We start from the raw sequence: 24,335 nt of genomic DNA, 5'->3' as shown, positions 1-24,335 counted from the left end.
GCACACGCAGCGGCGCGTGCGACGGTGTCGCGCGAGCGCGCAACCACTGGCCTCATGCGGCCGCGTCCTGCGGATGCGGCTGACGCATCATCATCGCGGTCAGATCGGCGATGCGGTCGCGCATGTCGCGGCGATCGCAGATCTGGTCGATGGCACCATGGTCGAGCAGGAACTCCGACCGTTGGAAGCCTTCCGGCAAGGTCTCGCGCACGGTCTGCTCGATCACGCGCGGGCCGGCGAAGCCGATCAACGCATGCGGCTCGGCGATATTGATATCGCCCAGCATCGCGAACGAGGCCGACACGCCACCGGTGGTGGGATGGGTCAGCACCGAGATGTACGGCAGGCCGGCTTCACGCAGGCGACCGAGCGCAGCGGAGGTCTTGGCCATCTGCATCAGCGAGAACAGGCCTTCCTGCATGCGCGCGCCGCCGCTGGCGGAAAAGCACACGAACGGGCAGCCGACTTCCAGCGCTACTTCGGCAGCACGTGCGAAGCGCTCACCGACCACCGAACCCATCGAGCCGCCCATGAAGGCGAAGTCGAAGGCGGCGGCGACCAGCGGATTGCCCTTGAGCGTGCCGCGCATGGCGATCAGTGCGTCGTACTCGCCGCTGCTTTTCTGGCTGGCCTTGATGCGCTCGCCGTAGCGCTTCTGGTCCTTGAACTTGAGCACGTCGACCGGGCCCAGCTGGGCACCGATTTCGGTGGTCGCGGTGTCGGGATCGAACAGCGAGTTCAGGCGCGCGCGTGCGCGGATCGCCATATGGTGGTCGCATTTCGGACACACCTCGAGGTTCTCCTCGAGCTCGGGGCCGTACAGCGCGCTGCCGCAGTTGCTGCACTTCTCCCACAGGCCCTCGGGGACGCTGCGCTTCTTGGCCGGGGTGTTCTCGGTGCGGATGCCGGAAGGCATCAATTTGCTGAGCCAGCTCATGCGTGTATGACAATCCATGCAGGGCGGCCATGTGGGCCGCAGAGGGGCGTTAGTCTAACGCCCTGCGGGAAAGCCAAGGTAGCGCAGAGGATGAATGTGGGTTTGGGTGGCAATTCCGAAGGCTGACTGCAAGCGTGGTGCTGGGTGGTTGCGCGGGCGTTTGAAGTGAAGGTCGGCTTGTTGTGCTGCCCCTACTCTGGTTGCAGGGTGCACGTGTGTTGGCGTGCACGTAGCTCCCGTCCCTTCCCTCACCCTACCCGCTCTCCCGACGGGAGAGGGGCTCAGCCTTATCGCTCGCGCCCTCTCGCTCCGGGGAGACGGGCTAGTTCTCAGGGTTGATCCAGGGCTTGACGGAGCGGGGCCAGGAAGGCTTCGGCGCGTTCGCGGGCGCTGCGGACATCGGTGGCTTCGGCCAGCGCGGCGACCAGGGCGCTGCCGACCACCACGCCGTCGGCGTCCACGGCCATTGCGGCGGCACTGGCGGCGTCCCTGATGCCGAAACCGGCCACCACCGGGGCGCCGGCACGCCGGCGCAGCTGGCGCAGGCGGTCGCTGGCGGCATGGGTATCGAGCAGATTCGAGGCGCCGGTGACGCCGGCGAAGCTTACGTAGTACAGATAGCCCTGGGCGCTGCTGCACAGCATGTCCAGGCGCTCCTCGCTGGTGGTCGGCGAGGCCAGCGCAATCAGGGCCAGGCCGACCTCGGTGAAGATCGCGCGGGTCTCGGCCGCCTCTTCGGGCGGCAGATCGACCAGGAGCAGACCATCCACACCGGCAGCGACGGCGGCTTCGGCGAAGCGCCGGGTGCCGTGGATCTCGATCGGGTTGAGGTAGCCCATCAACACCACCGGCGTGGTGGCGTCTTCGCGGCGGAATTCGTGCACCGCCTCCAGCACGTAGGCCAAGCCGGCACCACGACCCAGCGCGCGCTCGGAGCTGCGCTGGATGGTGGGGCCGTCGGCCATCGGGTCGGAAAACGGCACGCCGAGCTCGATGACATCGGCACCGGCACGCACCAGCGCGTGCATGACCGGCACAGTGGCTTCCAGCGACGGGTCGCCGGCGGTGATGAAGGGGATGAGCGCCTTGCGGCCATCGGCACGCAGACGCTGGAAGGTTTCGTCGATACGACGCATTGAAAGACCTTGCGATTGTTAGAGGCGGTGCGACCGCTTCAATGGATGTCCTGGTACATGGCGGGTGGCAGTTCGGTCAACGCCTGGGCGTCGACCTCGAGGTCGACACTGTCCGGGCAGCAGCCGCAGCCACTGTTTTTCGAGCAGGTGCGCATCTGCGGCGCCCAGCGGTCGAGCCAGGCGAACAGCAGCCTGTTCGCCCGGTCGTCGGCCAGCGCGGTCACCGTGACGCGCCGCAGCGGCATCAGACCTGCACGCCTTCGCGCGCAGCGATGGTGTGCACGTCCTTGTCGCCCCGGCCGGACAGGTTGCACAGGATCAACGCGTCCCTGGGCATCTCGCGCGCGAGCTTGATCGACTGCGCCACCGCATGGCTGGATTCGAGCGCGGCCAGGATACCTTCGGTATGCGCCAGCAGATGGAAGGCGGCCATCGCTTCGTCGTCGGTGATGCCCTGATAGACCGCGCGGCCACTGTCGGACAGGAACGAATGCTCCGGGCCCACGCCCGGGTAATCCAGGCCGGCGGAGATCGAATGGGTTTCGGTGATCTGGCCGTCGTCGTCGCAGATCACATAGGTGCGGTTGCCATGCAGCACACCCGGGCGCCCGGCCGCAATGGAGGCGGCATGACGGCCGCTGGCGATGCCGTCGCCGGCCGCCTCGGCACCGTAGATCTTGACGCCTGGATCGTTGAGGAAGGCGTGGAACAGGCCGATCGCATTGCTGCCGCCGCCGACGCAGGCGCTGATCGCATCCGGCAGGCGGCCGAAGTCTTCCAGCATCTGCGCGCGCGCTTCGCGGCCGACGATCGCATTGAAGTCGCGCACCATGCGCGGATACGGATCCGGGCCGGCGACAGTGCCGATGATGTAGAAGGTGTCCTGCACATTGGTGACCCAGTCGCGCATCGCTTCGTTGAGCGCGTCCTTGAGCGTGGCCGAGCCGGAGGTCACCGGGATCACCGTGGCACCCAACAACTTCATGCGGTAGACGTTGATCTTCTGCCGCTCGATGTCGGTGGCGCCCATGTAGACCACGCACTCCAGGCCCAGCCGCGCGGCCACCGTGGCGCTGGCCACGCCATGCTGGCCGGCGCCGGTCTCGGCGATGATGCGGGTCTTGCCCATGCGGCTGGCCAGCAAGGCCTGGCCGATGGTGTTGTTGATCTTGTGCGCGCCGGTGTGGTTGAGGTCTTCGCGCTTGAGCAGGATCTGCGCGCCGCCCACTTCGCGGCTCAGGCGCTCGGCGTGATAGATCGGGCTGGGCCGGCCGACGTAGTGCTTGAGATCCTTGTCGTATTCGGCAATGAAGGCCGGATCCTGGCGCGCCTGGTCGTAGGCGGCCGCCAGCTCCTGCAACGGGCCGATCAAGGTCTCGGCGACGAACCGGCCACCGAACTTGCCGAAGTGGCCGGCAGCATCCGGATAGGCGTGAAAGTCACTGATGGACTGGGCCAACATGGGAATCCTCTGCAGCAATGCGGTCATACAAGAGGCATTACTGTAGCGCAGCCACGGCGCGCGATAAATCGATAAGATTGCCGCAACCTGTGACCAGGACTCACATATGAGCACACTGCTTCCACCGCTGGCAGCGCTGCGCGCGTTCGAATCCGCCGCACGTCTGCAGAGCGTCAGCCGGGCCGCGCAGGAGCTGCACGTGACCCATGGCGCCATCAGCCGGCACGTACGCTCGCTGGAACAGGCCCTGGGCGCGGCGCTGTTCACCCGCCAGGGCCGCGGCCTGGTGCTGACGCCCGCCGGCGCCCGGCTGCGCGATGCGACCGGTGAGGGTTTCGCGCTGATCGGCGACACCTGGGCGGCGTTGCGCCGCCCCACCAGCGAGGCGCCGCTGGTGCTGGGCTGCTCGGGCAGCCTGCTCGCGCGCTGGGTCATCCCCCGGTTGGGCCGGCTGCAGCGGGATCTGCCGCAGCTGCGCCTGCACCTGTCGGCCAACGAACAGGCGCCCGGTCCGGACCTGGATGGCCTGGATACGGCCTTGCTGCTGGACACCCCGCCCTGGCCAGGCCAATGGCAGGTGCACGAGCTGGGGGTGGAGTGGATCGGCCCGGTGCTGAGTCCGCAGCTGGCATTGGCGACACAGCTCGCTGGCAGAGAGCCTGCCGCCCTGCTCGATCACGCCTTGCTGCACACCCGCTCGCGCCCGCAGGCCTGGCCGGAATGGGCGCAACGCCACGGCCTGGCACCCGAAGCGCTGCGCTTCGGCACCGAATTCGAGCATCTGGTCTACCTGCTGGAAGCGGCCGCCGCGGGGCTGGGCGTTGCGATCACACCGCAACCGCTGGTTGCCGCGGACCTGGCCGCCGGGCGCCTGCTGGCGCCCTGGGGCTTCACGCCGACGCGCGGCCGCTGGGTGCTGTGCGCCGCAAGGCGCAACCCGGATCCGCGCATCGAGCATCTCGCCGACTGGCTACGTAACGCACTTTCAGAGGATCAGCAGCGCACCACGGATGCCGCAAGCGTCTAATTGAAACGCTCAGTAATCGGAGAAACAGCGACCAAGCAATCAATCAACGGGAATTGGATAACCCAAGAGCAATCAAAACAACGAAGCAGACTGCCCACTCCGATTCCCCAATCCCCAATCCCGATTCCCGATTCCCCAACTCACCCCATCTCATGGCAATCGGCCCGGCGCACTTCTTCAACGAACTTGCGCATCATGTGGCCGTCCTTGATCCCGGGCGCAAGCTCCACGCCGCTGGACACGTCCACGCCCCACGGCAGCGTTGCCACGATCGCATCGAACACGTTGTCGGCGGTGATGCCGCCGGCAAGCAGAAACGGGCGATGCAGGCCGGTCGGCAGGCGCGACCAATCGAAAGTCTTGCCAGTGCCGCCGCCTGCGCCGGGCGCATGGCTGTCGAACAGGAAACCGGCGGTGTTGGGATAGGCGAGCTGCAAGGTCCGCGCGTTGGCGTCCTCGCCGTTGATCCCACCGCTGCCCATCGGCACCGCCTTGAGATACGGCAGGTTGAAGCTGCGGCAGAACGCGTCGTCTTCCTCGCCATGGAACTGCAGCAGGGTCGGACGCACGGTGCGCACCACCTCGCGCACTTCTTCCTTGGAATTGTTGCGGAACAGCGCCACCACGTCGACCATCGGCGCGGTGGCCTGGCGCATCGCGCGCGCCTCGGCCGGCGCCACGCGGCGCGGGCTGCCATGCGCGAAAATGAAACCCACCGCGTCCACACCCAGCTCGCCGGCCAGTCGAATATCACCGGCGCGGGTCATGCCACAGAACTTGATACGGGTGCGGTACAGCAATCGATTCATTGGGTCACCTCAGCGGGCAGATGCCACTCTGCGGGATACAACGGCCCGATGAAGACCAGGCCTTGTGGCGGCGCCGTCGGCCCGGCCACCGTGCGGTCGCGGCCGGCCAGCAACGTCGCGATCCAGTCGCCCGGCCGTTCTCCGGTTCCGATCAGGATCAGCGAGCCAACAATATTCCGCACCATGTGATGAAGGAATGCATTGGCCTGGACCTGCACCTCCACCACCTCACCGATGCGTTGCACGCTGATGGCCTGCAGATTGCGGCGTGCGTGCAGGGCCTGGCACTGCACGCTGCGGAATGCGCTGAAGTCGTTCTCGCCCAATAACGCCTGCGCGGCCGCGTGCATGGCATCGGCGTCCAGCGGGCGGCGTTCCCAACTCAAGGTCTGGCGATACAGCGCCGGGCGTATCTGCCGATTGAGCAGGCGATAACGGTAGCGACGTGCGCGCGCGGAAAACCGCGCATGGAAGTCGGTGGCCGCCGGCACGCACCAGCGCACCGCGATCGAGGGCGGCAGGCGCGCGGTGGTGCCCAGCATCCAGCCACGCGGCGCGCGACGCGCGTCGCTGTCGAAATGCACCACCTGGCACTCGCCATGCACGCCGGCATCGGTGCGGCCTGCGCACACCACCTGCACCGGGGCATCGGCCACCGAGGACAGCGCCGCCTGCAGGCTGGCCTGCACGCTCGGCCCACCCTGCTCACCCAACTGCTGCCAGCCCTGGAACTCGCTGCCGTCGTACTCCACGCCCAGCGCGTAACGCATCGGAACCTGCCTGTTGTCGAATCGATGGAGCGTGCGCGGACTAGCCGACCGCGCGCTCGGACCACACCGCCAGCGTGTTACCGCCCGGCTCGCGGAAATGAAACCGGCTGCCGCCAGGAAAACCGAACACCGGCTTGACGATCTCGCCACCGGCAGCGCACACGCGCTCGCCCATGGGCTCCAGCGCGTCGGCATACAGCACGATCAGCGGGCCAGCATCTGCCGACACTGCCGCAGTGGCACGATAGAAACCACCATCCAGACGACCGTCGTTGAAGGCCAGATAATCCGGGCCATAGGCCTGAAACTGCCAGGCGAACACGGCTTCGAAAAAGGCACGACTGGCATCCAGATCGAGCGAGGCGAATTCCACGTAATCGATGCGGCGCTCGCGTGCGGCGGCCATGCTGTCCAGCGCCGGGCTCATGCCAGGCGTTCCAGCAGTTCGGCAGCTTCGGCGCGGCTGGCCTCGTCGCCGGTTGCGGCAACTTCCAGCAACAGGCCACGCGCGGTGTCCCTGTCGCCAAGGTCCATGTAGGCCACTGCCAGCTCCAGACGATCGCGCCCTGCCGAGACGAATTCCCTGCTGGTCACCGCGCTGGGCGCAGCGGCGGGGGCGATGGGTGCCGGATCGACATCCAGGCTGTCCTGCGCGGCGACCGAGGCGGATGGCACGCTTGGCGGGAGATCGTTGCTGGCGTGCGCAACGTCTACACCCTGCGGCTCGCCGTCGTCCGGCTCTGCGTCCTCAGACCCCACCTGCTCCGGCATCGAGTCCTCAGGTGCAACGAACGGCGGCTGCGCTACTGGAGGAGCTGGCGGCGTTGCACGCAACGAGCGCCAATCCTCGCTGGCGACCACCGGCGGCGCGGCAGCAGGCCCTGACATCAGCGGCTCGCGACGCAACACATCGGACAGCGGTTGCTGCGTCTGGTAGGCGCGTTCTTCTTCGCGCAGATCGGCCTGCTCGAATTCGGGTTCATGCAACACATCGTGCTCGCTGGGCACGGTGGCATGCGTATCGTCCTGCGGCTCGGCGGCGTCTGCCGCGGCACCGACAGGCATGAAATCGAATTGACGCCGCGGCAACGGCGGCAGCGGCGAGGGTTTGCGCCGGCGTGCCGCCAGCCAGGCGACGACCGCCGCGACGATCAACACCAGCCCACCGATCAGCCACAGCGGAACCCCGCTGCCCTGCTGTGCCGCAGCCGGCGTCTCCGACAGGCGCTTCTGCGCAGCCGCCAGGTCGGTGTCCTTCATCGCGATCAAGGCTTGCTGTTGCTGCTTGAGCTTTTCCAGATCGGCCACGCGGGTGCGCAGATCCTGCAATTCCGCATCGCGGGTGGCGATGTCTTCCCTGGCCTGTTGCAACTGTTGGTTGGCCGCCATCTCGCCCTCGCCTTCGGCACTGGTGCCGGACGTGGCGCCGGCCTTGTTGGTCTGACTGGTCACTGCGGGGGCGATCTCGAGCCGCGCTCCGGCACCTGCCGACGTCGCAACAGCTGCCGTAGGTGCCGGCGTTGCGGCGGCAGCGCCGGCTTCGGCAGGCTGCGGAATCGCCGAGCGCGCCTGTCGCCACTGCGCGGCCTGCTCGCGCACCATCACTGCCGCTTCGGCCGCACCGACCTGTGCCAGCGCCTCTTCCTGCGGCGTACGCAGCACCGCGCCCTGCTTCAACCGGTTGATATTGCCGTCGATGAAGGCGTCCGGGTTGGTGCGCAGCAGCGCCAGCATGGTCTGGTCGAGCGAATGCCCGCTGGAACGGGCCACGGCGGAAGCGATCTCCGACAAGGTCTGGCCCGAACGTACTGCCGGCAGCGCATCGCCGGCCGGCGCTGTCGCGGCCGCGCGTGTGCTGGAACGTGTGCCGGGTGCTACCGCATCGGCGGCATGCCCGCCACGTTCGGCAACGGCCGCGGGCGCGCGGGAAATGGTGTTGCCGGCCCCGGCGCGCGGCGCCTGGATGGCGGGCTCGGCGATTGCAGCCGCGGTATTGGGCGCATCGACCAGTGCGGAATATTCGCGCACCAGCCGGCCCTGGCCCCACTCCACCTCGATCAGGAAGTTGACCGCCGGCTGGTCAACTGCCTGGCTACTGGTCACGCGGATCACCGCACGCCCGCGCGCGTCCTGCGCGAACTGGAATTGCAGGTTGCTGACCAAGCCCTGCGGGCGCTCCAGGCCGACCCGTGCAAACGTGGTAGCCGATGCCAGCGCGACGCGTGCGTTGTCGAGTTCGCCCGGCTCGTTGGAGATGACCGGAATCTCGGCCACCAACGGTTGCCCAGGCCTGGACAGCACCCGGATATCGCCCAACCCCAACGCCATGGCAGCGCCGCTGCAGGCCATCAGCAGCAGCGCACCTAACCCTTGTATCGGACGCATCGCGCCCCCGCCCCTATGTTTCATGCGCATCAATATAGCCGCTGCATGAGCGAAAAAGTCGGTGACCTCGCGCAGAGCGCACATGCCGTGGCGATGCCGCGATGCGACATCCATGCAGCAGACCGTCGGCAGCGCATTGGTAGGAGCGCGCTGGCGCGCGAGGAGGCATCACTGGCAAAGCTCCATCGCGCGCCTGAGCGCTCCTACGGGACTAGCGCGCCTCAGCCTTCCTGTGCGACCAGCTCGGCCAGCTGCACGGCATTGAGTGCGGCGCCCTTGCGAATGTTGTCCGAGACGATCCACAGATTCAGACCGCGCGGATGCGACAGGTCCTCACGGATACGGCCGACGAACACCGCGTCCTTGCCGGAGGCATGCGTGACCGGGGTCGGGTAGCCGCCCGGCTTGCGCTCGTCCACCACTTCCACGCCGGGCGATGCGGCCAGCAGCGCGCGCGCGTCTTCGACGGTGATCTTGTCGCGGGTTTCGATCGCCACCGCTTCGGAGTGCCCGTAGAACACCGGCACGCGCACCGCGGTGGGATTCACCTGGATGGAGTCGTCGCCCAGGATCTTGCGCGTCTCCCAGACCAGCTTCATCTCTTCCTTGGTGTAGCCGTTGTCCTGGAAGTCGTCGATGTGCGGAATCAGGTTGAAGGCGATCTGCACCGGGAAACGCTGCGGGTCGATCTGCTGGAAACTCAGCAGCTCGCTGGTCTGCTTGCCCAGCTCTTCCATCGCCGAACGCCCGCCGCCGGAGACCGACTGGTAGGTCGCCACATTGATACGCTCGATGCCGTACTTGCGGTGGATCGGGCCGAGCGCGACCAGCATCTGCATGGTCGAGCAATTGGGGTTGGCGACGATGCCGCGCGGGCGCTGCTTCAGCGCTTCGGGATTGACCTCCGACACCACCAGCGGCACATCGTCGTCGTAGCGGAACGCGGAGGAATTATCGATCACCACCGCGCCGGCGGCGGCGAACTTGGGGCCGTACTCCTTGGACACGCTCCCGCCTGCGGAGAACAGCGCAATGTCCACGCCGGTAGGGTCGAAGTCGGCCAGATCCAGCACATCGACCTTGCCGCCATTGAACTCCACCTGCCCGCCGGCCGAGCGCGCCGAGGCCAGCGCGTACAAGGTGGCGACCGGGAAGTTGCGCTCGGCCAGGATGCTCAGCATGGTCTCGCCGACAGCGCCGGTGGCGCCCACGACCGCGACGTTGAAACGACGGTTTTCGTTGCTCATGAGATTGTCTTTATCGAATGGGGAAAGAGTGGAACGCGCTTGCGCAGTGGGTTCGGGGAACCTCCAAAGCTGGCCGCGGAGGTTCCCTATCGTTTGGTCGTGGTGGTTTTGCCGGCGCCGGTGTTGATCGCTTCGCCATCGCGCACGCCGCCCTGTTTGGCAGCGGCCACCGCATCGGCATTCAACGCGCTCGGCGGATGGCCGGCATTGGGACCTTTGCCCAGCGCGGCGATCAGGTTGTCCACCGCCAGTTGCACCATCGCGCGACGCGTGGCCAGGCTGGCGCTGCCGATATGCGGGGTGAGCACGACGTTGTGCAGGGCCAGCAGTTCGGGACGGACGGCAGGTTCGCCTTCGTACACATCCAGACCGGCACCGGCCAGGCGACCGTTGGCGAGCGCATCGGCCAGCGCGATTTCATCGACCAGGCCGCCGCGGGCGATATTCACCAGCGTGGCGGTGGGACGCATCCTGCCCAGCGCGGCGGCATCGATGATGTGATGCGACTGCTTGGTGTACGGCAGCACCAGGACCAGGTGATCGGACTGCGCCAGCAGGGTGTCGAAGTCCACGAACCGCGCGCCGAGCGCCTGTTCGGTGGCGGCCGGCAACTGGCTGCGGTTGTGATACAGCACACGCATGCCGAAGCCGTGCGCGCCACGGCGGGCGATGCCCTGCCCGATCCGGCCCATGCCCAGGATGCCCAGCGTGCTGCCGTGGATATCGGCGCCGAGCATGGTCTTGAACGACCACTGCCCCCACTGCCCGTCGCGCAACCAGCGCTCGGATTCGGTGATGCGGCGCGCGGTGGCCATCAGCACTGCAAAGCCGAGATCGGCAGTGGTCTCGGTCAGTACATCCGGCGTGTTGCTGGCCAGGATGCCGGCTGCGCTGAGCGCGTCCAGATCCAGGTTGTTGTAACCCACGCCGACGTTGGCGATCGCGCGCAGCTGCGGCGCGGAGGCGATTTCCGCCGCGCCGATGCGCTCGTTGAGGGTGATCAAGGCACCGTCCAGCGATGCCAGTCGCGCGGCCAGGTCGGCCGGCGCATACGCGGTGACGCGCTCGGTGGTGGTCAGCTCGAAATGTTCGCCCAGCTGCGCGACGACATCGTCGAACAGCGGCTGGCTGACCCATACCTTGGCGCGGGGCGACTCAGACATCGATCTGACCGGGAATGCGTGGCGCCACCTCACCGACATCGCCGCACTGGGCGCGATGACGCAAGGCCTGATCCATCAGCACCAGTGCCATCATCGCCTCGGCGATCGGGGTGGCGCGGATGCCGACGCAGGGGTCGTGGCGGCCGGTGGTGATCACATCGACCACCGCGCCGTCCGCATCCACGGTCGCGCCGGGCAGGCGCAGGCTGGAGGTCGGCTTGAGCACCATCGAGGCGGTGATCGCCTGGCCAGTGGAAATGCCGCCCAGGATGCCGCCGGCATGATTGCTGAGAAAGCCTTCGGGGGTGATCAGGTCGCGGTGTACGGTGCCCTTCTGCGCGGCGCTGGCGAAGCCGTCGCCGATCTCCACGCCCTTGACCGCGTTGATGCTCATCAAGGCGGCGGCCAGTTCGGCATCGAGCTTGCCGTAGATCGGCTCGCCCCAGCCCGCCGGCACGCCACCGGCCACCACGTCCACGCGCGCACCGACCGAATCGCCGGACTTGCGCAGCGCGTCCATGTAGGTCTCCAGCTCCGGCACCTGATCGGCATGCGGCCAGAAGAACGGATTGTCCTCGACCGCATTCCAGTCGAAACCGGTCGGGCGGATCTCGCCCAGCTGCGACAAAAATCCGCGCACCAGCACGCCGTAGCGCTGCCTGAGCCATTTCTTGGCGATCACCCCGGCGGCCACGCGCATGGTGGTCTCGCGCGCGGACGAGCGCCCACCGCCACGCGGGTCGCGGATGCCGTATTTCTGCCAGTAGGTGTAGTCCGCATGCCCGGGGCGGAACTGCTGGGCGATGTTGCTGTAGTCCTTGCTGCGCTGATCGGTGTTGCGGATCAGCAGGCCGATCGGCGTGCCGGTGGTGCGGCCTTCGTAGACGCCGGACAGGATCTCGATCGCGTCGGCTTCGCGACGTGCAGAAGTGTGCCGGCTCTTGCCGGATGCGCGCCGCTGCAGATCGTGGGTGAAGTCTTCCGGCGCGATTTCCAGGCCCGGCGGGCAGCCATCGACCACGCAGCCGATCGCCGGCCCATGCGACTCGCCGAAGGTGGTGACCGTCAACAGGCGGCCGAAACTGTTACTGCCCATGACGGCATCCTCTCAACATTGCAGCAGGTGGTGTGGCGCGCAGGATGCGCGGCAAGTGACGTGCCGCCACCAGCATCGGCGCCACCGCCCACAAGCCGCTGATCACCAACCCGAACACATCCAGCTCGTTACGTCCGCCGAGCAGCCAATCGGCGAGCAGGTACAGCGCAACGCCGATCCCGACCAGCAGGCCGAGTGCCACGATCAGCGTGCGGCGCCGGTGCGCACGCAAGGCCGCATCCGAACTGACCACCACGATCCACGCCGACACCAGGCCGAAAAACGCCATCAGGCCGAAGCCGATCTCCGCCGCCGCGCGCAACAAGCGCTGTGGCAAGGGACCGCCGTACATCGGGTCGAACAGGCGGTACACCACGTCGATCAAACCGAGCGGAATGCCGACGCCGAAGATGGACACCGGCACCAGCAACAGGATATCGCTCAGCTGCGGCCGCGCGATGGACGACTCAGCGCGCACTGGCCAGCTCGGCGATGCGCGCGCCGTGCGCGATCAGCTCGCGGCATTCGACCGCGAAGATGCCCATCTGCCCGACCTTGAACTCGACCCAGGCCAGATCCACTTCCGGCAGCAGCTTGATCAGGTGCTGCTCGGACTCGCCCACTTCACAGATCAGCAGACCGTCCTCGCTGAGGTGCTGCCGCGCATCGCGCAGGATCTTCAGCACCAGATCCAGGCCATCGTCGCCCGCGCGCAACCCCAGCTCCGGCTCGTAGGAATACTCCTGCGGCAGTGCGTCGGTTTCGTCGTTGGTGACATACGGCGGATTGGTGACGATCAGGTCGTACTGGCGGCCGCCCAGCCCGGCGAACAGGTCAGACTTGAGCAGGGTGACGTTGTCGGCCTGCAGGCGCGCCCTATTTTCGGCGGCCAGTGCCAGCGCGTCGTCGCTGATGTCCGCGCCGTCCACGTCCCACTGCGGGTTGTAATGGCCCATGGCAATGGCAATACAGCCCGAACCGGTGCACAGATCCAGCGCGCGGGTGACTTCGCGGCCGCCCAGCCAGGGCTCGAAGCCGGCTTCGATCAACTCGGCGATCGGCGAACGCGGCACCAGCGCGCGCGCATCGCTCTTGAAACTCAGCCCGGCGAACCAGGCCTCGCCGGTCAGGTACGCCGCCGGAACACGCTCGTTGATGCGGCGCTCGAACACGCCCAGCACCTGCTCCTTTTCCGAGCGCAGCAGGCGCGCCTGGCCATAGGCCGGGCCCAGATCGTGCGGCAGGTGCAGGCTGTGCAGGACCAGTTGGGTGGCCTCGTCCAGCGCATTGTCGTAGCTATGGCCGAAGGTCAGACCGGCTGCATTGAAACGGCTGGTGCCGTAGCGGATCAGGTCGATGATGGTGTGCAGTTCGTCGGCCGCGGCGGCAGTCATGGCAACAACTAAAGAGGAATCGGCCCACGATTATAGAGGTCGGATCGGTATCATGAGCGTCCGTTGCACTGGAAACCGCCATGTTCAATCGCAATACCGGCATCGTGCTGCTGGTGGCGCTGGCCGCCGGCCTGGGGCTGTTGCTGGGCCAGAAGTTCCTCGGCGCCGCGCCCAGCTCGCCGTGGCCGGCCACCCGGACCATCACCTTCTATCCGCAACCACGCACGCTGCCGCAGTTCAGCCTGCGCCAGTCCGACGGCACCCAGCTGGTGCCCGGCGAGCTGAAGGGGCATTGGACGCTGGTATTCCTGGGCTTCACCTTCTGCCCGGATGTCTGCCCGACCACGTTGACCGATCTGGCGGTGGCGCAGCAGCAGTGGGAACCCATCCCCGATGGCCTGCGCCCGCGCGTGCTGTTCGTGTCGGTGGACCCGCAGCGCGACCCGCCGGCACGCCTGGGCGAATACGCGCATGCCTTCCACAAGGATACCCTGGCCGCCACCGCCGACGTGCCGGCGCTGGAGCGCTTCGCCACCGCGCTGGGCTTCGTGTTCCAGAAGGTGCCGGGCAAGGGCTTTGCGGACAATCCCAACGACTACAGCATGGATCACTCGGCCGGCATCGCCGTGCTCGACCCGCAGGGCCGCCTGGCCGGCCTGATCCGTCCCCCGCTCGACCCCAAGGCGATCGCCGCCGACCTCCAGCAACTGACCAAGGTAACCGCTCCGTGAGTCTCGTCACTTCCCTGACCTACGTGCTGCCGCACCGGTTGCTGTGCTCGCTGGCGCGTGCGTTGGCCTATTCCGATACGCCGTCCACCAAGCAATGGTTGATCGACACGGTCACGCGCAAGTTCGGCGTGGACCTGAGCGAAGCACTGCAACCGGACCCGCGCGCGTATCCCACCTTCAATGCATTCTTCACCCGCGCCTTGAAGCCGGGCGCACGCGTGCCCGATGCCGATCCTGCGGCGCTGTTGATGCCTGCCGACGGCCGCATCAGCCAGCTCGGCCCGATCGAGAACGGCCGCATCTTCCAGGCCAAGGGACAGTCGTTCACTGCCGCCGAATTGCTCGGCGATGCCGACGCCGCGCAGCCGTTCAACGATGGCCTGTTCGCCACCGTCTACCTCTCGCCCAAGGACTACCACCGCGTGCATATGCCGTGGACCGGCACCTTGCGCGAGACCGTGCATGTGCCCGGCCGCCTGTTCAGCGTGGGACCGGATGCGGTGCGCAACGTGCCGCGGCTGTTCGCGCGCAACGAGCGCCTGGTCTGCCACTTCGATACCGACTTCGGCCCGATGGCCTCGGTGATGGTGGGCGCGCTGCTGGTGTCGGGCGTGGAAACGGTGTGGAGCGGCGTGGAGATTCCGCGCTATGGCGATCGCATCACGCGCAAGGACTATCGCGGCAAGGGCATCGTGCTGGAGAAGTTTGCGGAGATGGCGCGCTTCAACTACGGCTCGACTGTGATCGTGCTGCTGCCGCCAGGTGTCGCGAAGCTCGATGGCGGACTTGCCGCAGAGACATCAGTTCGCCTGGGGCAGGCGCTCGCCCGTCGCCAGGCGAGCTGATCACAGCGGCGCGGCGATCATCCCCCGCGTCGGTACGCACGACGACAGCCCCTGCGTAGTGGCGGGTTTTCCCGTGATTGGACGTTCTCGATAACGCCTCGCGCACAAGCGCGCTTCACCCCCAATCCGGCAATCGGCGCAATGCGGCCACACCGTTGTAGCGGGCCTGACCGCGACAAGGCATTGTAGGAGCGGGCCCGACCGCGATGGGGCATTCACGGTGAGGCTTCGTGCGCACGCGCCTTCGGCACTCCCAGCCTCGATTCGGAGTGCGCTCGCCTATGCCGGAGCTACCGGGACCGCTTCGTCGCGGCCAGGTCCGCTCCTACGGGAGCGCGGCCCGGCGCAGCTCGCAGAGGCGGCTCGCCGAGGCGGTGCGCCCGCGCTGGTCAGCGATCGCAGCCGGCCAGCTTGATGCTTTGCCCCGGCTTGAGCGCATACGACGGTGCCTTCAGACCATTGGCCTTGGCCAGCTCCTTGATCTCGCACTGGTACTTCTGCGCGACGCGGCCGAGCGTGTCGCCCCTGGCGACGGTGTAGCTGCGCGCCTGCCTGGCCTTGGGCTTGGCGACTACCGGTTGGCCGGTGGCCACAGTGGTCGGCACGCCGGCCATCGGGCTGACGTCGCCCACCGCCACGCTGGGCACGTACTCGGTGGCGCTGCTGCGCACGATCGCGCTGTTGAGGTCGGCGGTGATCAGCGTGCGCGCCAGGTCCGCACGCGGGCCGTTGACGCAGTAGCGCGTGTACAGGCTGACGATGCGGTTGGTGGCGTTGATGACGGTGCCGGCCGGAATCCAGCCATCGGATTCGTAGCGCGGGTTGAGGTTGCGCAGCGCGCGCATGTAGCCGTCGCGCGCGCCCATGCTGCCCAGGCAGATGGTGAGTTCGTAGATGGTGGTCGACTTGGCCAGCTTCAGCGTGGCCGGCTGCGCGTCGAGCTTGGCGAAGTCCACGCCGTACTGGCGCGGGTGCAGGAAGATCCAGGCCGCGGCGATTACCATCGGCACGTAGTCCTTGGTTTCGGCCGGGAACTGGTTGTAGACGTCCTGCTCCCAGAACCCGCGCCCGCCGCTCTGCGAGAACACGCGCGCGGCGCGGCCTTCGCCACCGTTATAGGCGGCCAGCGCCAGTTCGATGTTGCGGTTGAGCCCGGCCATGCGCTCGTTGAGGTACGCGGCGCTGGCTTCGGCGGCGCTGCGTGCATCGAAGCGCGTGTCGAAGCCGGTGCCGTCCGGGCCCAGCCCGAAGCGACGCCCGGTGGCAGGCATGAACTGCATCAACCCGGCTGCGCCGGCACGCGAGCTGGCGTGCACCTTGCCGTTGGATTCCTTGGCCATGATGCCGAACAGCAGCGCCTCGGGCAGGCCGCGCTTCTGCCATTCCGGCCACATCACCCCGCGCAGGCTGCTGTAGTTCTCGTAGCTGGTCAGCAGCGCCGGGCGCATGTCGGTCAGCCAGCGGCGGATGCCGGCCTGCACCGCCGGGTTGTACTGCACCATCTTGTCGAAATCGTGGCGCTGGTCGTTGAGCAGCGTGGCGGCGCGCGCGGCCTCGGGCACGCCGTTCGCCGCCGGGCCGAGGTGGTCCGGGTCGGCCTGCAGCAGCGTGTCGTCGTCTTCCGGATCTTCGGCGGCCGGTGCTTCGGCATCGGCGCGCGCCTTCAGCAGGCGCTTGTAGGTGGCCAGCTGATTGGCGACCAGGCAGCCGCGCTGCTTGATGCAGGCGTCGATGACGTCTTCCATGTCCTCCAGCGCGGCATCGCCTTCGGCGGTGCCCTTGGGGTCGGAATTGTTCACCAGCACCAGCGCATCGCGGTAGCGCTTTTCGGCGGCGGCCATGCGGGCATCGAGCACGGCGGCCTTCTCCGTGTCGCGTTTGGAAATGGCGTGGGCAGCGGGGACGACAGACATCAGCGCCACCACGACCAGAACCGGCCATGGGCGCAAACCAAAATGAGCGAGCGGCATCGTAGGCAGTACAGCGGAAAGGCAGGCAGGGTAGCCGCCGGGGCGACACCGGGGCAAGGCGGACGGGCCGGCAGGGTCAGTGAGCCGTTAGCTTGGCCGTTGCGCACCGGGCCTGGAACAGCTGGGCGAAGGGCGGCAAGCGGCTGGCACACCGGCTGCGGCGTTGAACTGCCCGTCGGCGGCCGGACAGATCGGTCGAAATCCGGGGTCCATCCCCGCCCGGCTTGCCCGGCCACATTGCCGGCTAGAATCCGGCTTTTCCCACCGGATCTGCGCTATGGCCCCGTTCCTGCTCGGCAAAGGCGTCACCGACGACATCCCGGTTGTGCTGGAAGGACGCTTCGGTAACCGCCACGGGCTGGTGGCCGGCGCCACCGGCACCGGCAAGACCGTGACCTTGATGACCCTGGCCGAAGGCTTCTCGCGCCTGGGCGTACCGGTGTTCCTGGCCGACGTGAAAGGCGATGTCGCCGGCCTGGCGGTGGCCGGCGACGGCGCCGCCGGCGTGCTGCAGCGCGCCATGGAGATCGGCATCGCCGACTACGCGCCGGCCGCCAGCCCGGTGGTGTTCTGGGATCTGTACGGCCAGCTCGGCCACCCGGTGCGCACCACCGTCAGCGAGATGGGCCCTACCCTGCTGGCGCGGATTCTGGAACTCAACGACACCCAGTCCGGCGTGCTCGACATCGTGTTCAAGCTGGCCGACGACCGTGGCCTGCTCTTGCTGGACCTGGACGACCTGCGGGCGTTGCTTGGGTTGGTGGTGGAAGAACGCAAGGAGCTGTCCACCAGTTACGGCCTGGTCTCCAGCCAGTCGGTGGCCGCGATCCAGCGCGCCCTGTTGCGGCTGGCGCAGGACGGCGGCGAGCACTTCTTCGGCGAGCCGGCGCTGGAACTGGCCGACCTGATGCGCGTGGCAGCGGACGGCCGCGGCGTGATCGGCATCCTGGCAGCCAATCAACTGGTGCTCAAGCCGAAGCTGTATTCCACCTTCCTGCTGTGGCTGTTGTCGGAACTGTTCGAGCGTTTGCCCGAGGTGGGCGACCTGGAACACCCCAAGCTGGTGTTCGTGTTCGATGAAGCGCATCTGCTGTTCGACGATGCGCCCGCCGCGCTGGTGCAGCGGATCGAGCAGGTCGTACGACTGATCCGCTCCAAGGGCGTGGGCGTGTATTTCTGCTCGCAGTTTCCCGACGACATTCCGGACAACATCCTCGGCCAGCTCGGCAATCGCGTGCAGCATGCCCTGCGCGCGTTCACCCCGCGCGATCAGAAGGCGGTCAAGACCGCTGCGCAGACCTTCGTGGCCAATCCCAAACTCGATGTGGCCACGGCGATCTCCAGCCTGGGCACCGGCGAGGCGCTGGTGTCGCCCTTGCAAGGCAAGGGCGTGCCGGCGCCGGTGCAGCAAACGCTCATCGCCCCGCCACGCTGCCGCATGGGCGCCATCAGCGAGACCGAGCGCACGCAAGTGCGCGCTGCCAGCCCGGTCGGCACCCGCTACGACACCGCGATCAACCGCGAATCGGCCGCCGAGCTGCTGGCACGCCGCGTCGAACAGGTCGCCGAACACAATGCCGCACCGCCGGCACGCACGCGCGAGGACGAGGAAACGCAGGACAGCGGTTTCGGAAAAGCCGTCAAGGATGTCGTGTTCGGCACCGGCCGCCGTCAGGGCATGCTGGAAACGATGGCAAAGCAGACCTCGCGCACGGTGGGCAACAAGATCGGCCAGCAGATCGTGCGCGGCATCTTCGGCAGTATTTTTGGTGGGAAGCGTTGAGTAAAACGAATAACCACAGGGACGAACACTATGCGCAAGATATGGATGCATCTTTGTGGGATTGCCATGCTTGTTCTGACTGCAACTTGCGGAGCACAGGAAAAAACACGCAACCCCAACTACGACTACCACGATCCTGGCTATGGCCCAATCAAGTGGCCATTGCGCAGCCAGCACCTTCTCGCCGGCCATTACTCAGGCCTCTTGCAGATAGAGGGCGAACGCCCTGAATGCGCAAGTGCACACGCTGACTTGTGGCTGGAAGCCGCCGTCAAGGATCAGAAAAGTCATCGCTATACGTTGAAGTACACCTGTCTGTCCGGACAAGATCCTAAACATCACAGACAGACAGTGACCTTGCGTAGTACGTGGTGGGTGGATGAGATCGCGGGCAGCTGCTTGATCTTGCAAGCAGAGCCCGACCCACGCTTTTCCTATCCCTCTCCGCTCTATGGCTTCCGGATTGATGAAACCGACAACCCCAAACCCGGTGTTGCTGAGTTCCTATCCCAGGATGGCGGAAGCTGTCAGAGCGGCGGAGCATCCGAATACCAGGACAAGATCCTGAAGCGCGTGCATTGAGTTGCAAGCGACCTAGATCTTTGGCAGCCGACTCTGAGGCGCTACCGCCATAGCGCAACGTGCCGCTCTATGCCAACACACCATGCAACTTGGCGTATTGCAACAGCATGATGGTCTTGGCATCGGCGATTTTGCCCGAGCCGATCATCGCCAGCGCTGCATTGAGGGACAGCTCCAGCACCTCGATCTCTTCGCCGTCTTCTTCGAGTCCGCCGCCCTCGCCGACCTTGTCGCCGTCGAAGTATTCGCCGACGAAGAAGTACAGGCGTTCGGTGACCGAGCCGGGGCTCATGAAGGCCTCGAACACCTTGCGCACGTTGTCGATGCGGTAGCCGGTTTCTTCTTCGGTTTCCTTGCGGATGCAGGTCAGCGCATCGTCCCGGTCGAGCAGGCCGGCGCAGGCTTCGATCAACATGCCGTCGGGATTGCCGTTGAGCAGCGTCGGCAAACGGAACTGGCGGGTGAGCATCACCGTCTGCTTGGCACGGCTATACAGCAGGATGGTGGCGCCATTGCCACGATCGTAGGCCTCGCGCGACAGGGTCTGCCAGCGGCCGTCCTTGCGCTGAAAATCGAACGTGACCTTGCGCAGCACGTACCAATTGTCCGAGAGCACATCAATGCTGCGAATGCGGACCTGCGGGTTGCCGGTGGCGGATGGATTCAAGCGACACTCCTTGTGATGCGAGCGACGGCAATGCCGGGGGCGCGGCGCGCCCGGTCGCTCGTATGGCCGCAAGATTGCGGCGGGCCATTATTTTACCTATTGCCCCCCAGTGCGTCGGACAGATCATGCACGCAACGCATCGATGGTCTGTCGATGCGCATCCGATGCTATCGGACACAGCGAGCTTCAATGCAATGCAGGCACCGACGCCTGGCCTGGCCTGGCCAGCAATATCCAGACCGTGCCGGCGACATGTCGCCGGCCTGTGCCCATTCCAGGTTTAATTGGCTCGCCCTGCCCCCAATTGCGTGGCGGCGCGCGCACCCGCACAATCCCTTCACATCACACGCCTGGGGAGCGTCATGGAAGACCGTTTTCGCGCACGCAAGGTCGCCGCGCAGACTGCGCCGGCACCGTTCTGGACCCGCATTCCGGCCATCGCCACCTATCCGCTGCGCGGTTCGGCGCTGTACGCGTTGATTGCGCTGACGCTGTGCAGCGCGTTGCTGGTGCTGCCGGGCATCCTGAAACTGGTGATTGCCGGCGTGCTGGGCATGGCGACCTACACCTATGCTTTCGACATCCTGCGCCATACCGCCGACGGGCAGGCCGATGCTCCGCAGCTGGGCTACAACAGCTTCGACAGCGCGGTGCTGCGGCTGATCCTGCTGGCGTTTGCGCTAGGCGCCGTCATTGGTGCGGCAGGCGTGCTGGCGGGCAAGCCCGGCCTGACCATCGCGTATCTGGCGGTCCAATTGCTGCTGCCGGGCATGATGATCGCGCTGGCCATCGACGGCAGCCTGCGCCGCGCCCTCAATCCCGCGGTGTCGATCGACATGGCACTGCGCATCGGCTGGCCGTATCTGGCTGCATACGGCTTGCTGTACGTGATCCAGGGCAGCGCTACCGCGGCGATCTTCATTGCGGTGAAGTATCTGCCGCCGATCGTACGCGAGGCGACGATGGTGATCGCCTCGATCTGGAGCCTGTTCGCCAGCTTCCACCTAATGGGTTATCTGGTGTACCAGTACCACGAAGAACTCGGCTACATGCCCAGCGGCGGCGTGGCGTGCGAGCGCGAAGACCCGGATCAGCGCCTGCTCGACGAAACGGAACAGTACGTGCGCGACGGCCACTCCGATGAAGCATTTCAGGCACTGCGCGGGGCGGTGCGTTCGCGTGCGGTGAGCCTTGCGTTGCACGAGCTGTATCAGCGCCTGCTGCGTCAACACCATCGCAATGACGAACTGCGCGAGCACACCCGCCAGTACATCAACCGTCTGCTGCAGGAAAAACAGGAGCGTCGCGCGCTCGCATTGCAGCGCGAAGCGCTGGACGACGACTCCACGTTTACCCCGCTGACGCCTGAGCAAGCCAACTTGCTGGCCGAGCGCGCCAAGATGGCCGGACAATTCCAGCTGGCGACCGATGGCCTGCTTGCGGCCATCGCCGCGTGGCCGCGCGATCGGATGATGCCGGCCTGGTCGCTGGAGGCGGGCTTGCTGCTGGGCGAACGGTTCGCCCGCGATGACCAGGCGCGCGCTGTACTGCAAAACGCACTGACTCACTGCGACGACGATGCATTGCGCGCGAAGCTGCAAGCCGTATTGAAAGCGGTGTCGATTCAACCGGCTTGAGCGGCTGGCAGAGCTTTTTAATGCGCTAATCGGATCCTCCATCATCGGCCCAGAGTGCGACGTGCATTGCTCGCAGCCATGCACACCGACCATCTCGACGGGCCCTTGCCCGCGAACCATCGCGGGACCTTACGCGGCATGGATGCCGCGTAAGAGCTACAAGGACGTACTTGCAGCGTGTCCCGCGATAGTGGGCGGGCAAGCGCCTCGCAGCAAACTCACAGCGTCGAGGGCGTGGCGCCCTCACCGCTTGCGGGACACGCCGTGAACCCATCCCTGGGGGCTCGGTGGCGGCATCCATGCCGCCACACGGTCCCGCAACCGGCGAGGACACCGCACCAGACAGTCGGTCCGCGCTCACGTGAAAAGCTGTCTGTAGTGCGACGCCCATCAGACATGGAGCCGATGCTTCATGATCGAACAAACGCATCCAGCACTGCTTTTCCATGCACACCGACCCTCTCGACGGGTCCTTTCCCGCCCAACGTCGCGACACCTGGGCGACACGGATCAAGCTGAAACCGCTCACCCGTTCTCGAGCAAAAACCGCGCCTTGTTCGCCTGTGCCTGTTCGGGAAACTGCTCCAACAGGTGACGCAACAGGCGCGTACGTTGCGTGCCGTCCTGCAACTCGCCGTGTCGCAAGGCCAGCACGAACCAGTGATGCGCCAGTTCGTCGCGCGGCACGCCACGCTCGCCTTCTTTCAACAGACGTTCGGCGTCGGCCAGCAATCCATTGCGCAAACAGGTGGCGATCAGCGCCATGCGTGCCGATGGCGCGTACGCGATCCCGGCCTTGCTCAGTTCGGCAGCCACCATGAGCTGGCTGCGCATCTGTTCGGCATGATGCGTGTGTAACTGCAACAGCGTCTGCGCATGCCGCACGCTGTCCTGGCTGCGACCGTCATTGCGCGCGGTGCGGTAACGCGCGAGCGCCACGTCCAGATTGTGCGGCTGCTCGCTGGCCAGCTCCGCCAACAGGCGCTCGGCTTCCACGTTTTCCATGCGTCCCAGATGCCGCTGCGCGCGCTCCCAGCGATCGTCCACCAGCACTGCCTCACTCTCCTCCATAAAGGACGGACGCGTACGTCGCAACAGCACCAATGCGACGCCGAGCAGCGCGCCGCTGATCAGCCCACCGGCATGCGCCTCGAAGGCGACGTTGCCGTCGTCGTTCCATAGCAGGCTGTACAACTCCCAGCCCAACCACAGCGGCAGCAGCAGGATCGCCGGCCCGCGCACGTAGTCGAATACCACGAAGAACCAGTAGAAGAAGCGCACCTTGCGCCTGCCCCAGACCACGCAGAACGCACCCATCAAGGCGGCGATCGCACCCGAGGCACCCAAGCCACCGCCCGGCGCTCCCCAGCGCCACCACAGGCTGGCCGCGCTGGCACCGAACCCGCCGAGCAGGTACAGCAGCAGGAACCAGCCGCTGCCGATCGCCCCTTCCAGCAAGGTGCCCAGCGCCAGCAGAAACAGCATGTTGCCCAGCAAATGATCGAAACTGCCATGCAGAAAGGTGGCCGTCAGCATCCTCGCAGGGGACCACTCGGAGCTGCGCTGCAGATGCCGCAGCGTGAACACTTTGGACAGGCGCGCATCGTAGGGCGCGCGCAATGAGCGCCATTCGCGCAGACGCTGCTCGTCCTCGAACAGTGCGCCGCTGCGCAACGCCTGTGCGAACGCCACGTCGTGCATCGTCAGATGCGCCAGATACGCAAGGCGTTGGCGCGCCGGCACGCTGTCCAGCCTGGCCTGGCGCGCAGCGCGCAGCCTGGCGTCGTTGGTCTGCTCCAGATAGCGCTCGTGCGCTTGCGCCTCCAACGCACCCAGACCGGATTCGACGTAATAGCGCACCGCATTTTCGACCAGCGCATCGTCCTTGCGCTGATAGCCCAGGTAGACCACCACATTGATCAGCACCAGCAGCAGGGTCACCCAGGGAATGTTCTGGCGCGACCAGGGTTTGTGCAGCGGCATGAGCAACATGACGACGTCCGTGTCCGAGGTGCGCAAAGCTTCGCTGTGCGGCGGCAGATGCGCAAGCCGGCCATGCGCGCTAGCATCGCGGCCCCGCCGTCCGACACACCGCCCATGAGCCGCTGGCGCCCGCCTGCCGAAAAAAGCACCGCGCTGATCACGCCCGACGGCCATGCCCGGCTCAAGGCCGAGCTGGAAGAGCTCTGGCGCGTGCGTCGGCCCGAGGTGGTGCGCGCGCTGGCCGCGGCCGCGGCCGAAGGCGACCGCTCGGAGAACGCCGAATACACCTATCGCAAGAAGCAGCTCGGCGAGATCGACCGCCGCGTGCGTTATCTGAGCAAACGGCTGGAAGCGCTGCGCGTGGTGGAGACCGCGCCGACCGACCCGCGCGCGGTGTTCTTCGGCGCACAGGTCGCGCTGGAGGACGCCGACAGCGGCGAGCTGCGGCACTACCGCATCGTCGGCCCTGACGAAACCGACGCCGGGCGCGGCTGGATCAGCATCGATTCGCCGCTGGCGCGCGCCTTGCTGAAAAAACGCGTGGACGATGAGTTCGAAGCGCAGCTACCGTCGGGCAAACACACCTTCGTGGTGGTGTCGGTGGATTACGCCAGCCAGTAGGCACGTGCCCGCAATCTGCTCACGTGTAGGAGCGCACTTGTGCGCGATGGGGCGTTATCGATAAGGCCCCATCGCGCACAAGTGCGCTCC

General features: G+C 66.5%; 23 protein-coding genes. 7 read left to right on the top strand and 16 right to left on the bottom strand.

Annotation, left to right across the window (positions count from 1 at the left end; genetic code table 11):
- Positions 1-52: 52 nt before the first annotated feature.
- The 4 genes from accD to trpB all read right to left on the bottom strand — a co-directional run bounded on the left by accD (position 53) and on the right by trpB (position 3,535).
- The gene (accD, locus tag XaplCFBP3123_RS11840) at positions 53-937 is read right to left on the bottom strand and encodes an acetyl-CoA carboxylase, carboxyltransferase subunit beta (protein ID WP_104534196.1); all 885 of its coding nucleotides are present in this window, start codon (positions 935-937) and stop codon (positions 53-55) included.
- A 329-nt stretch (positions 938-1,266) separates the two neighbouring features.
- On the bottom strand, positions 1,267-2,073 hold the full coding sequence (gene trpA / locus XaplCFBP3123_RS11835) for a tryptophan synthase subunit alpha (RefSeq protein WP_104534195.1): 807 nt from the start codon (positions 2,071-2,073) through the stop codon (positions 1,267-1,269).
- Positions 2,074-2,111: 38 nt separating this feature from the next.
- Entirely contained in the window at positions 2,112-2,318 is a 207-nt protein-coding gene (locus XaplCFBP3123_RS11830; RefSeq protein WP_104534194.1) for a hypothetical protein, read from the bottom strand.
- The gene (gene trpB, locus XaplCFBP3123_RS11825) at positions 2,318-3,535 is read right to left on the bottom strand and encodes a tryptophan synthase subunit beta (RefSeq protein WP_104534193.1); all 1,218 of its coding nucleotides are present in this window, start codon (positions 3,533-3,535) and stop codon (positions 2,318-2,320) included. The genes XaplCFBP3123_RS11830 and trpB overlap by 1 nt, the downstream gene beginning before the upstream one ends.
- Positions 3,536-3,641: 106 nt before the next feature.
- Here trpB and XaplCFBP3123_RS11820 point away from each other — a divergent pair, with 106 nt between their 5' ends.
- Positions 3,642-4,562: a LysR family transcriptional regulator gene (locus tag XaplCFBP3123_RS11820; protein ID WP_104534192.1), complete on the top strand. Its 921-nt coding sequence runs from the start codon at positions 3,642-3,644 to the stop codon at positions 4,560-4,562.
- A gap of 140 nt (positions 4,563-4,702) precedes the next feature.
- Here the strand turns inward: XaplCFBP3123_RS11820 and XaplCFBP3123_RS11815 are convergent, their stop codons facing one another.
- The 9 genes from XaplCFBP3123_RS11815 to prmB form a co-directional block, all read right to left on the bottom strand.
- Positions 4,703-5,371, bottom strand: coding sequence for a phosphoribosylanthranilate isomerase (locus XaplCFBP3123_RS11815; protein WP_104534191.1), 669 nt, complete (start codon positions 5,369-5,371; stop codon positions 4,703-4,705).
- Positions 5,368-6,141 (bottom strand): tRNA pseudouridine(38-40) synthase TruA, encoded by a 774-nt coding sequence (gene truA / locus XaplCFBP3123_RS11810; RefSeq protein ID WP_104534190.1) that lies wholly within the window; start codon positions 6,139-6,141, stop codon positions 5,368-5,370. Before truA ends, XaplCFBP3123_RS11815 begins: the two co-directional genes overlap by 4 nt.
- A 40-nt stretch (positions 6,142-6,181) precedes the next feature.
- Positions 6,182-6,568: a VOC family protein gene (locus tag XaplCFBP3123_RS11805; protein WP_104534189.1), complete on the bottom strand. Its 387-nt coding sequence runs from the start codon at positions 6,566-6,568 to the stop codon at positions 6,182-6,184.
- Positions 6,565-8,526, bottom strand: a complete 1,962-nt coding sequence (locus XaplCFBP3123_RS11800) for a FimV/HubP family polar landmark protein (RefSeq protein WP_172453215.1) — start codon at positions 8,524-8,526, stop codon at positions 6,565-6,567. The genes XaplCFBP3123_RS11805 and XaplCFBP3123_RS11800 overlap by 4 nt, the downstream gene beginning before the upstream one ends.
- Before the next feature lie 221 nt (positions 8,527-8,747).
- Positions 8,748-9,773, bottom strand: coding sequence for an aspartate-semialdehyde dehydrogenase (locus XaplCFBP3123_RS11795; RefSeq protein WP_104534188.1), 1,026 nt, complete (start codon positions 9,771-9,773; stop codon positions 8,748-8,750).
- Between the two features lie 86 nt (positions 9,774-9,859).
- The gene (locus XaplCFBP3123_RS11790) at positions 9,860-10,936 is read right to left on the bottom strand and encodes a 2-hydroxyacid dehydrogenase (protein ID WP_104534187.1); all 1,077 of its coding nucleotides are present in this window, start codon (positions 10,934-10,936) and stop codon (positions 9,860-9,862) included.
- Entirely contained in the window at positions 10,929-12,032 is a 1,104-nt protein-coding gene (gene aroC / locus XaplCFBP3123_RS11785; protein ID WP_104534186.1) for a chorismate synthase, read from the bottom strand. The genes XaplCFBP3123_RS11790 and aroC overlap by 8 nt, the downstream gene beginning before the upstream one ends.
- Positions 12,022-12,510, bottom strand: coding sequence for a hypothetical protein (locus XaplCFBP3123_RS11780; protein ID WP_104534185.1), 489 nt, complete (start codon positions 12,508-12,510; stop codon positions 12,022-12,024). Before XaplCFBP3123_RS11780 ends, aroC begins: the two co-directional genes overlap by 11 nt.
- Positions 12,500-13,426 (bottom strand): 50S ribosomal protein L3 N(5)-glutamine methyltransferase, encoded by a 927-nt coding sequence (gene prmB / locus XaplCFBP3123_RS11775; RefSeq protein ID WP_104534184.1) that lies wholly within the window; start codon positions 13,424-13,426, stop codon positions 12,500-12,502. Before prmB ends, XaplCFBP3123_RS11780 begins: the two co-directional genes overlap by 11 nt.
- 80 nt (positions 13,427-13,506) lie before the next feature.
- On the opposite strand from prmB, the gene XaplCFBP3123_RS11770 reads away from it, so the two are divergent.
- A complete protein-coding gene (locus tag XaplCFBP3123_RS11770) occupies positions 13,507-14,157 on the top strand; it encodes an SCO family protein (protein ID WP_104534183.1) in 651 nt (216 codons plus the stop codon).
- Positions 14,154-15,002, top strand: coding sequence for an archaetidylserine decarboxylase (asd, locus tag XaplCFBP3123_RS11765; protein ID WP_104534182.1), 849 nt, complete (start codon positions 14,154-14,156; stop codon positions 15,000-15,002). The genes XaplCFBP3123_RS11770 and asd overlap by 4 nt, the downstream gene beginning before the upstream one ends.
- Positions 15,003-15,391: 389 nt before the next feature.
- On the opposite strand, the gene XaplCFBP3123_RS11760 is transcribed toward asd, so the two are convergent.
- A complete protein-coding gene (locus XaplCFBP3123_RS11760; RefSeq protein ID WP_104534181.1) occupies positions 15,392-16,972 on the bottom strand; it encodes a transglycosylase SLT domain-containing protein in 1,581 nt (526 codons plus the stop codon).
- A gap of 277 nt (positions 16,973-17,249) precedes the next feature.
- Here XaplCFBP3123_RS11760 and XaplCFBP3123_RS11755 point away from each other — a divergent pair, with 277 nt between their 5' ends.
- Both XaplCFBP3123_RS11755 and XaplCFBP3123_RS11750 read left to right on the top strand, forming a co-directional pair.
- The gene (locus tag XaplCFBP3123_RS11755; protein ID WP_104534180.1) at positions 17,250-18,755 is read left to right on the top strand and encodes a helicase HerA-like domain-containing protein; all 1,506 of its coding nucleotides are present in this window, start codon (positions 17,250-17,252) and stop codon (positions 18,753-18,755) included.
- Between the two features lie 66 nt (positions 18,756-18,821).
- Complete coding sequence (locus tag XaplCFBP3123_RS11750) at positions 18,822-19,337, top strand: hypothetical protein (RefSeq protein ID WP_080689456.1); 516 nt, start codon at positions 18,822-18,824, stop codon at positions 19,335-19,337.
- Positions 19,338-19,404: 67 nt separating this feature from the next.
- Here the strand turns inward: XaplCFBP3123_RS11750 and XaplCFBP3123_RS11745 are convergent, their stop codons facing one another.
- Positions 19,405-20,004: an NUDIX domain-containing protein gene (locus tag XaplCFBP3123_RS11745; RefSeq protein WP_104534179.1), complete on the bottom strand. Its 600-nt coding sequence runs from the start codon at positions 20,002-20,004 to the stop codon at positions 19,405-19,407.
- A 362-nt stretch (positions 20,005-20,366) separates the two neighbouring features.
- Here XaplCFBP3123_RS11745 and XaplCFBP3123_RS21515 point away from each other — a divergent pair, with 362 nt between their 5' ends.
- Entirely contained in the window at positions 20,367-21,641 is a 1,275-nt protein-coding gene (locus XaplCFBP3123_RS21515) for a DUF4013 domain-containing protein (RefSeq protein ID WP_172453214.1), read from the top strand.
- A 525-nt stretch (positions 21,642-22,166) separates the two neighbouring features.
- Here the strand turns inward: XaplCFBP3123_RS21515 and XaplCFBP3123_RS11730 are convergent.
- On the bottom strand, positions 22,167-23,633 hold the full coding sequence (locus XaplCFBP3123_RS11730) for a rhomboid family intramembrane serine protease (RefSeq protein ID WP_172453213.1): 1,467 nt from the start codon (positions 23,631-23,633) through the stop codon (positions 22,167-22,169).
- A 105-nt stretch (positions 23,634-23,738) separates the two neighbouring features.
- On the opposite strand from XaplCFBP3123_RS11730, the gene greB reads away from it, so the two are divergent.
- Positions 23,739-24,245: a transcription elongation factor GreB gene (greB, locus tag XaplCFBP3123_RS11725; RefSeq protein ID WP_104534178.1), complete on the top strand. Its 507-nt coding sequence runs from the start codon at positions 23,739-23,741 to the stop codon at positions 24,243-24,245.
- The last annotated feature ends 90 nt before the right edge of the window (positions 24,246-24,335 follow it).

It is taken from the genome of Xanthomonas arboricola pv. populi, assembly GCF_002939945.1.
Classification (GTDB): Bacteria; Pseudomonadota; Gammaproteobacteria; order Xanthomonadales; family Xanthomonadaceae; genus Xanthomonas; species Xanthomonas arboricola_A.
The sequence above is the reverse complement of the archived record's forward strand: the minus strand, read 5'-3'. Positions and strand labels throughout refer to the sequence as shown.

Coding starts and splice junctions, on each gene's coding strand:
- accD (WP_104534196.1), bottom strand. CDS start 937: ATGAGCTGGCTCAGCAAATTGATGCCTTCCGGCATCCGCACCGAGAAC.
- trpA (WP_104534195.1), bottom strand. CDS start 2,073: ATGCGTCGTATCGACGAAACCTTCCAGCGTCTGCGTGCCGATGGCCGC.
- XaplCFBP3123_RS11830 (WP_104534194.1), bottom strand. CDS start 2,318: ATGCCGCTGCGGCGCGTCACGGTGACCGCGCTGGCCGACGACCGGGCG.
- trpB (WP_104534193.1), bottom strand. CDS start 3,535: ATGTTGGCCCAGTCCATCAGTGACTTTCACGCCTATCCGGATGCTGCC.
- XaplCFBP3123_RS11820 (WP_104534192.1), top strand. CDS start 3,642: ATGAGCACACTGCTTCCACCGCTGGCAGCGCTGCGCGCGTTCGAATCC.
- XaplCFBP3123_RS11815 (WP_104534191.1), bottom strand. CDS start 5,371: ATGAATCGATTGCTGTACCGCACCCGTATCAAGTTCTGTGGCATGACC.
- truA (WP_104534190.1), bottom strand. CDS start 6,141: ATGCGTTACGCGCTGGGCGTGGAGTACGACGGCAGCGAGTTCCAGGGC.
- XaplCFBP3123_RS11805 (WP_104534189.1), bottom strand. CDS start 6,568: ATGAGCCCGGCGCTGGACAGCATGGCCGCCGCACGCGAGCGCCGCATC.
- XaplCFBP3123_RS11800 (WP_172453215.1), bottom strand. CDS start 8,526: ATGCGTCCGATACAAGGGTTAGGTGCGCTGCTGCTGATGGCCTGCAGC.
- XaplCFBP3123_RS11795 (WP_104534188.1), bottom strand. CDS start 9,773: ATGAGCAACGAAAACCGTCGTTTCAACGTCGCGGTCGTGGGCGCCACC.
- XaplCFBP3123_RS11790 (WP_104534187.1), bottom strand. CDS start 10,936: ATGTCTGAGTCGCCCCGCGCCAAGGTATGGGTCAGCCAGCCGCTGTTC.
- aroC (WP_104534186.1), bottom strand. CDS start 12,032: ATGGGCAGTAACAGTTTCGGCCGCCTGTTGACGGTCACCACCTTCGGC.
- prmB (WP_104534184.1), bottom strand. CDS start 13,426: ATGACTGCCGCCGCGGCCGACGAACTGCACACCATCATCGACCTGATC.
- XaplCFBP3123_RS11770 (WP_104534183.1), top strand. CDS start 13,507: ATGTTCAATCGCAATACCGGCATCGTGCTGCTGGTGGCGCTGGCCGCC.
- XaplCFBP3123_RS11760 (WP_104534181.1), bottom strand. CDS start 16,972: ATGCCGCTCGCTCATTTTGGTTTGCGCCCATGGCCGGTTCTGGTCGTG.
- XaplCFBP3123_RS11755 (WP_104534180.1), top strand. CDS start 17,250: ATGGCCCCGTTCCTGCTCGGCAAAGGCGTCACCGACGACATCCCGGTT.
- XaplCFBP3123_RS11750 (WP_080689456.1), top strand. CDS start 18,822: ATGCTTGTTCTGACTGCAACTTGCGGAGCACAGGAAAAAACACGCAAC.
- XaplCFBP3123_RS21515 (WP_172453214.1), top strand. CDS start 20,367: ATGGAAGACCGTTTTCGCGCACGCAAGGTCGCCGCGCAGACTGCGCCG.
- XaplCFBP3123_RS11730 (WP_172453213.1), bottom strand. CDS start 23,633: ATGTTGCTCATGCCGCTGCACAAACCCTGGTCGCGCCAGAACATTCCC.
- greB (WP_104534178.1), top strand. CDS start 23,739: ATGAGCCGCTGGCGCCCGCCTGCCGAAAAAAGCACCGCGCTGATCACG.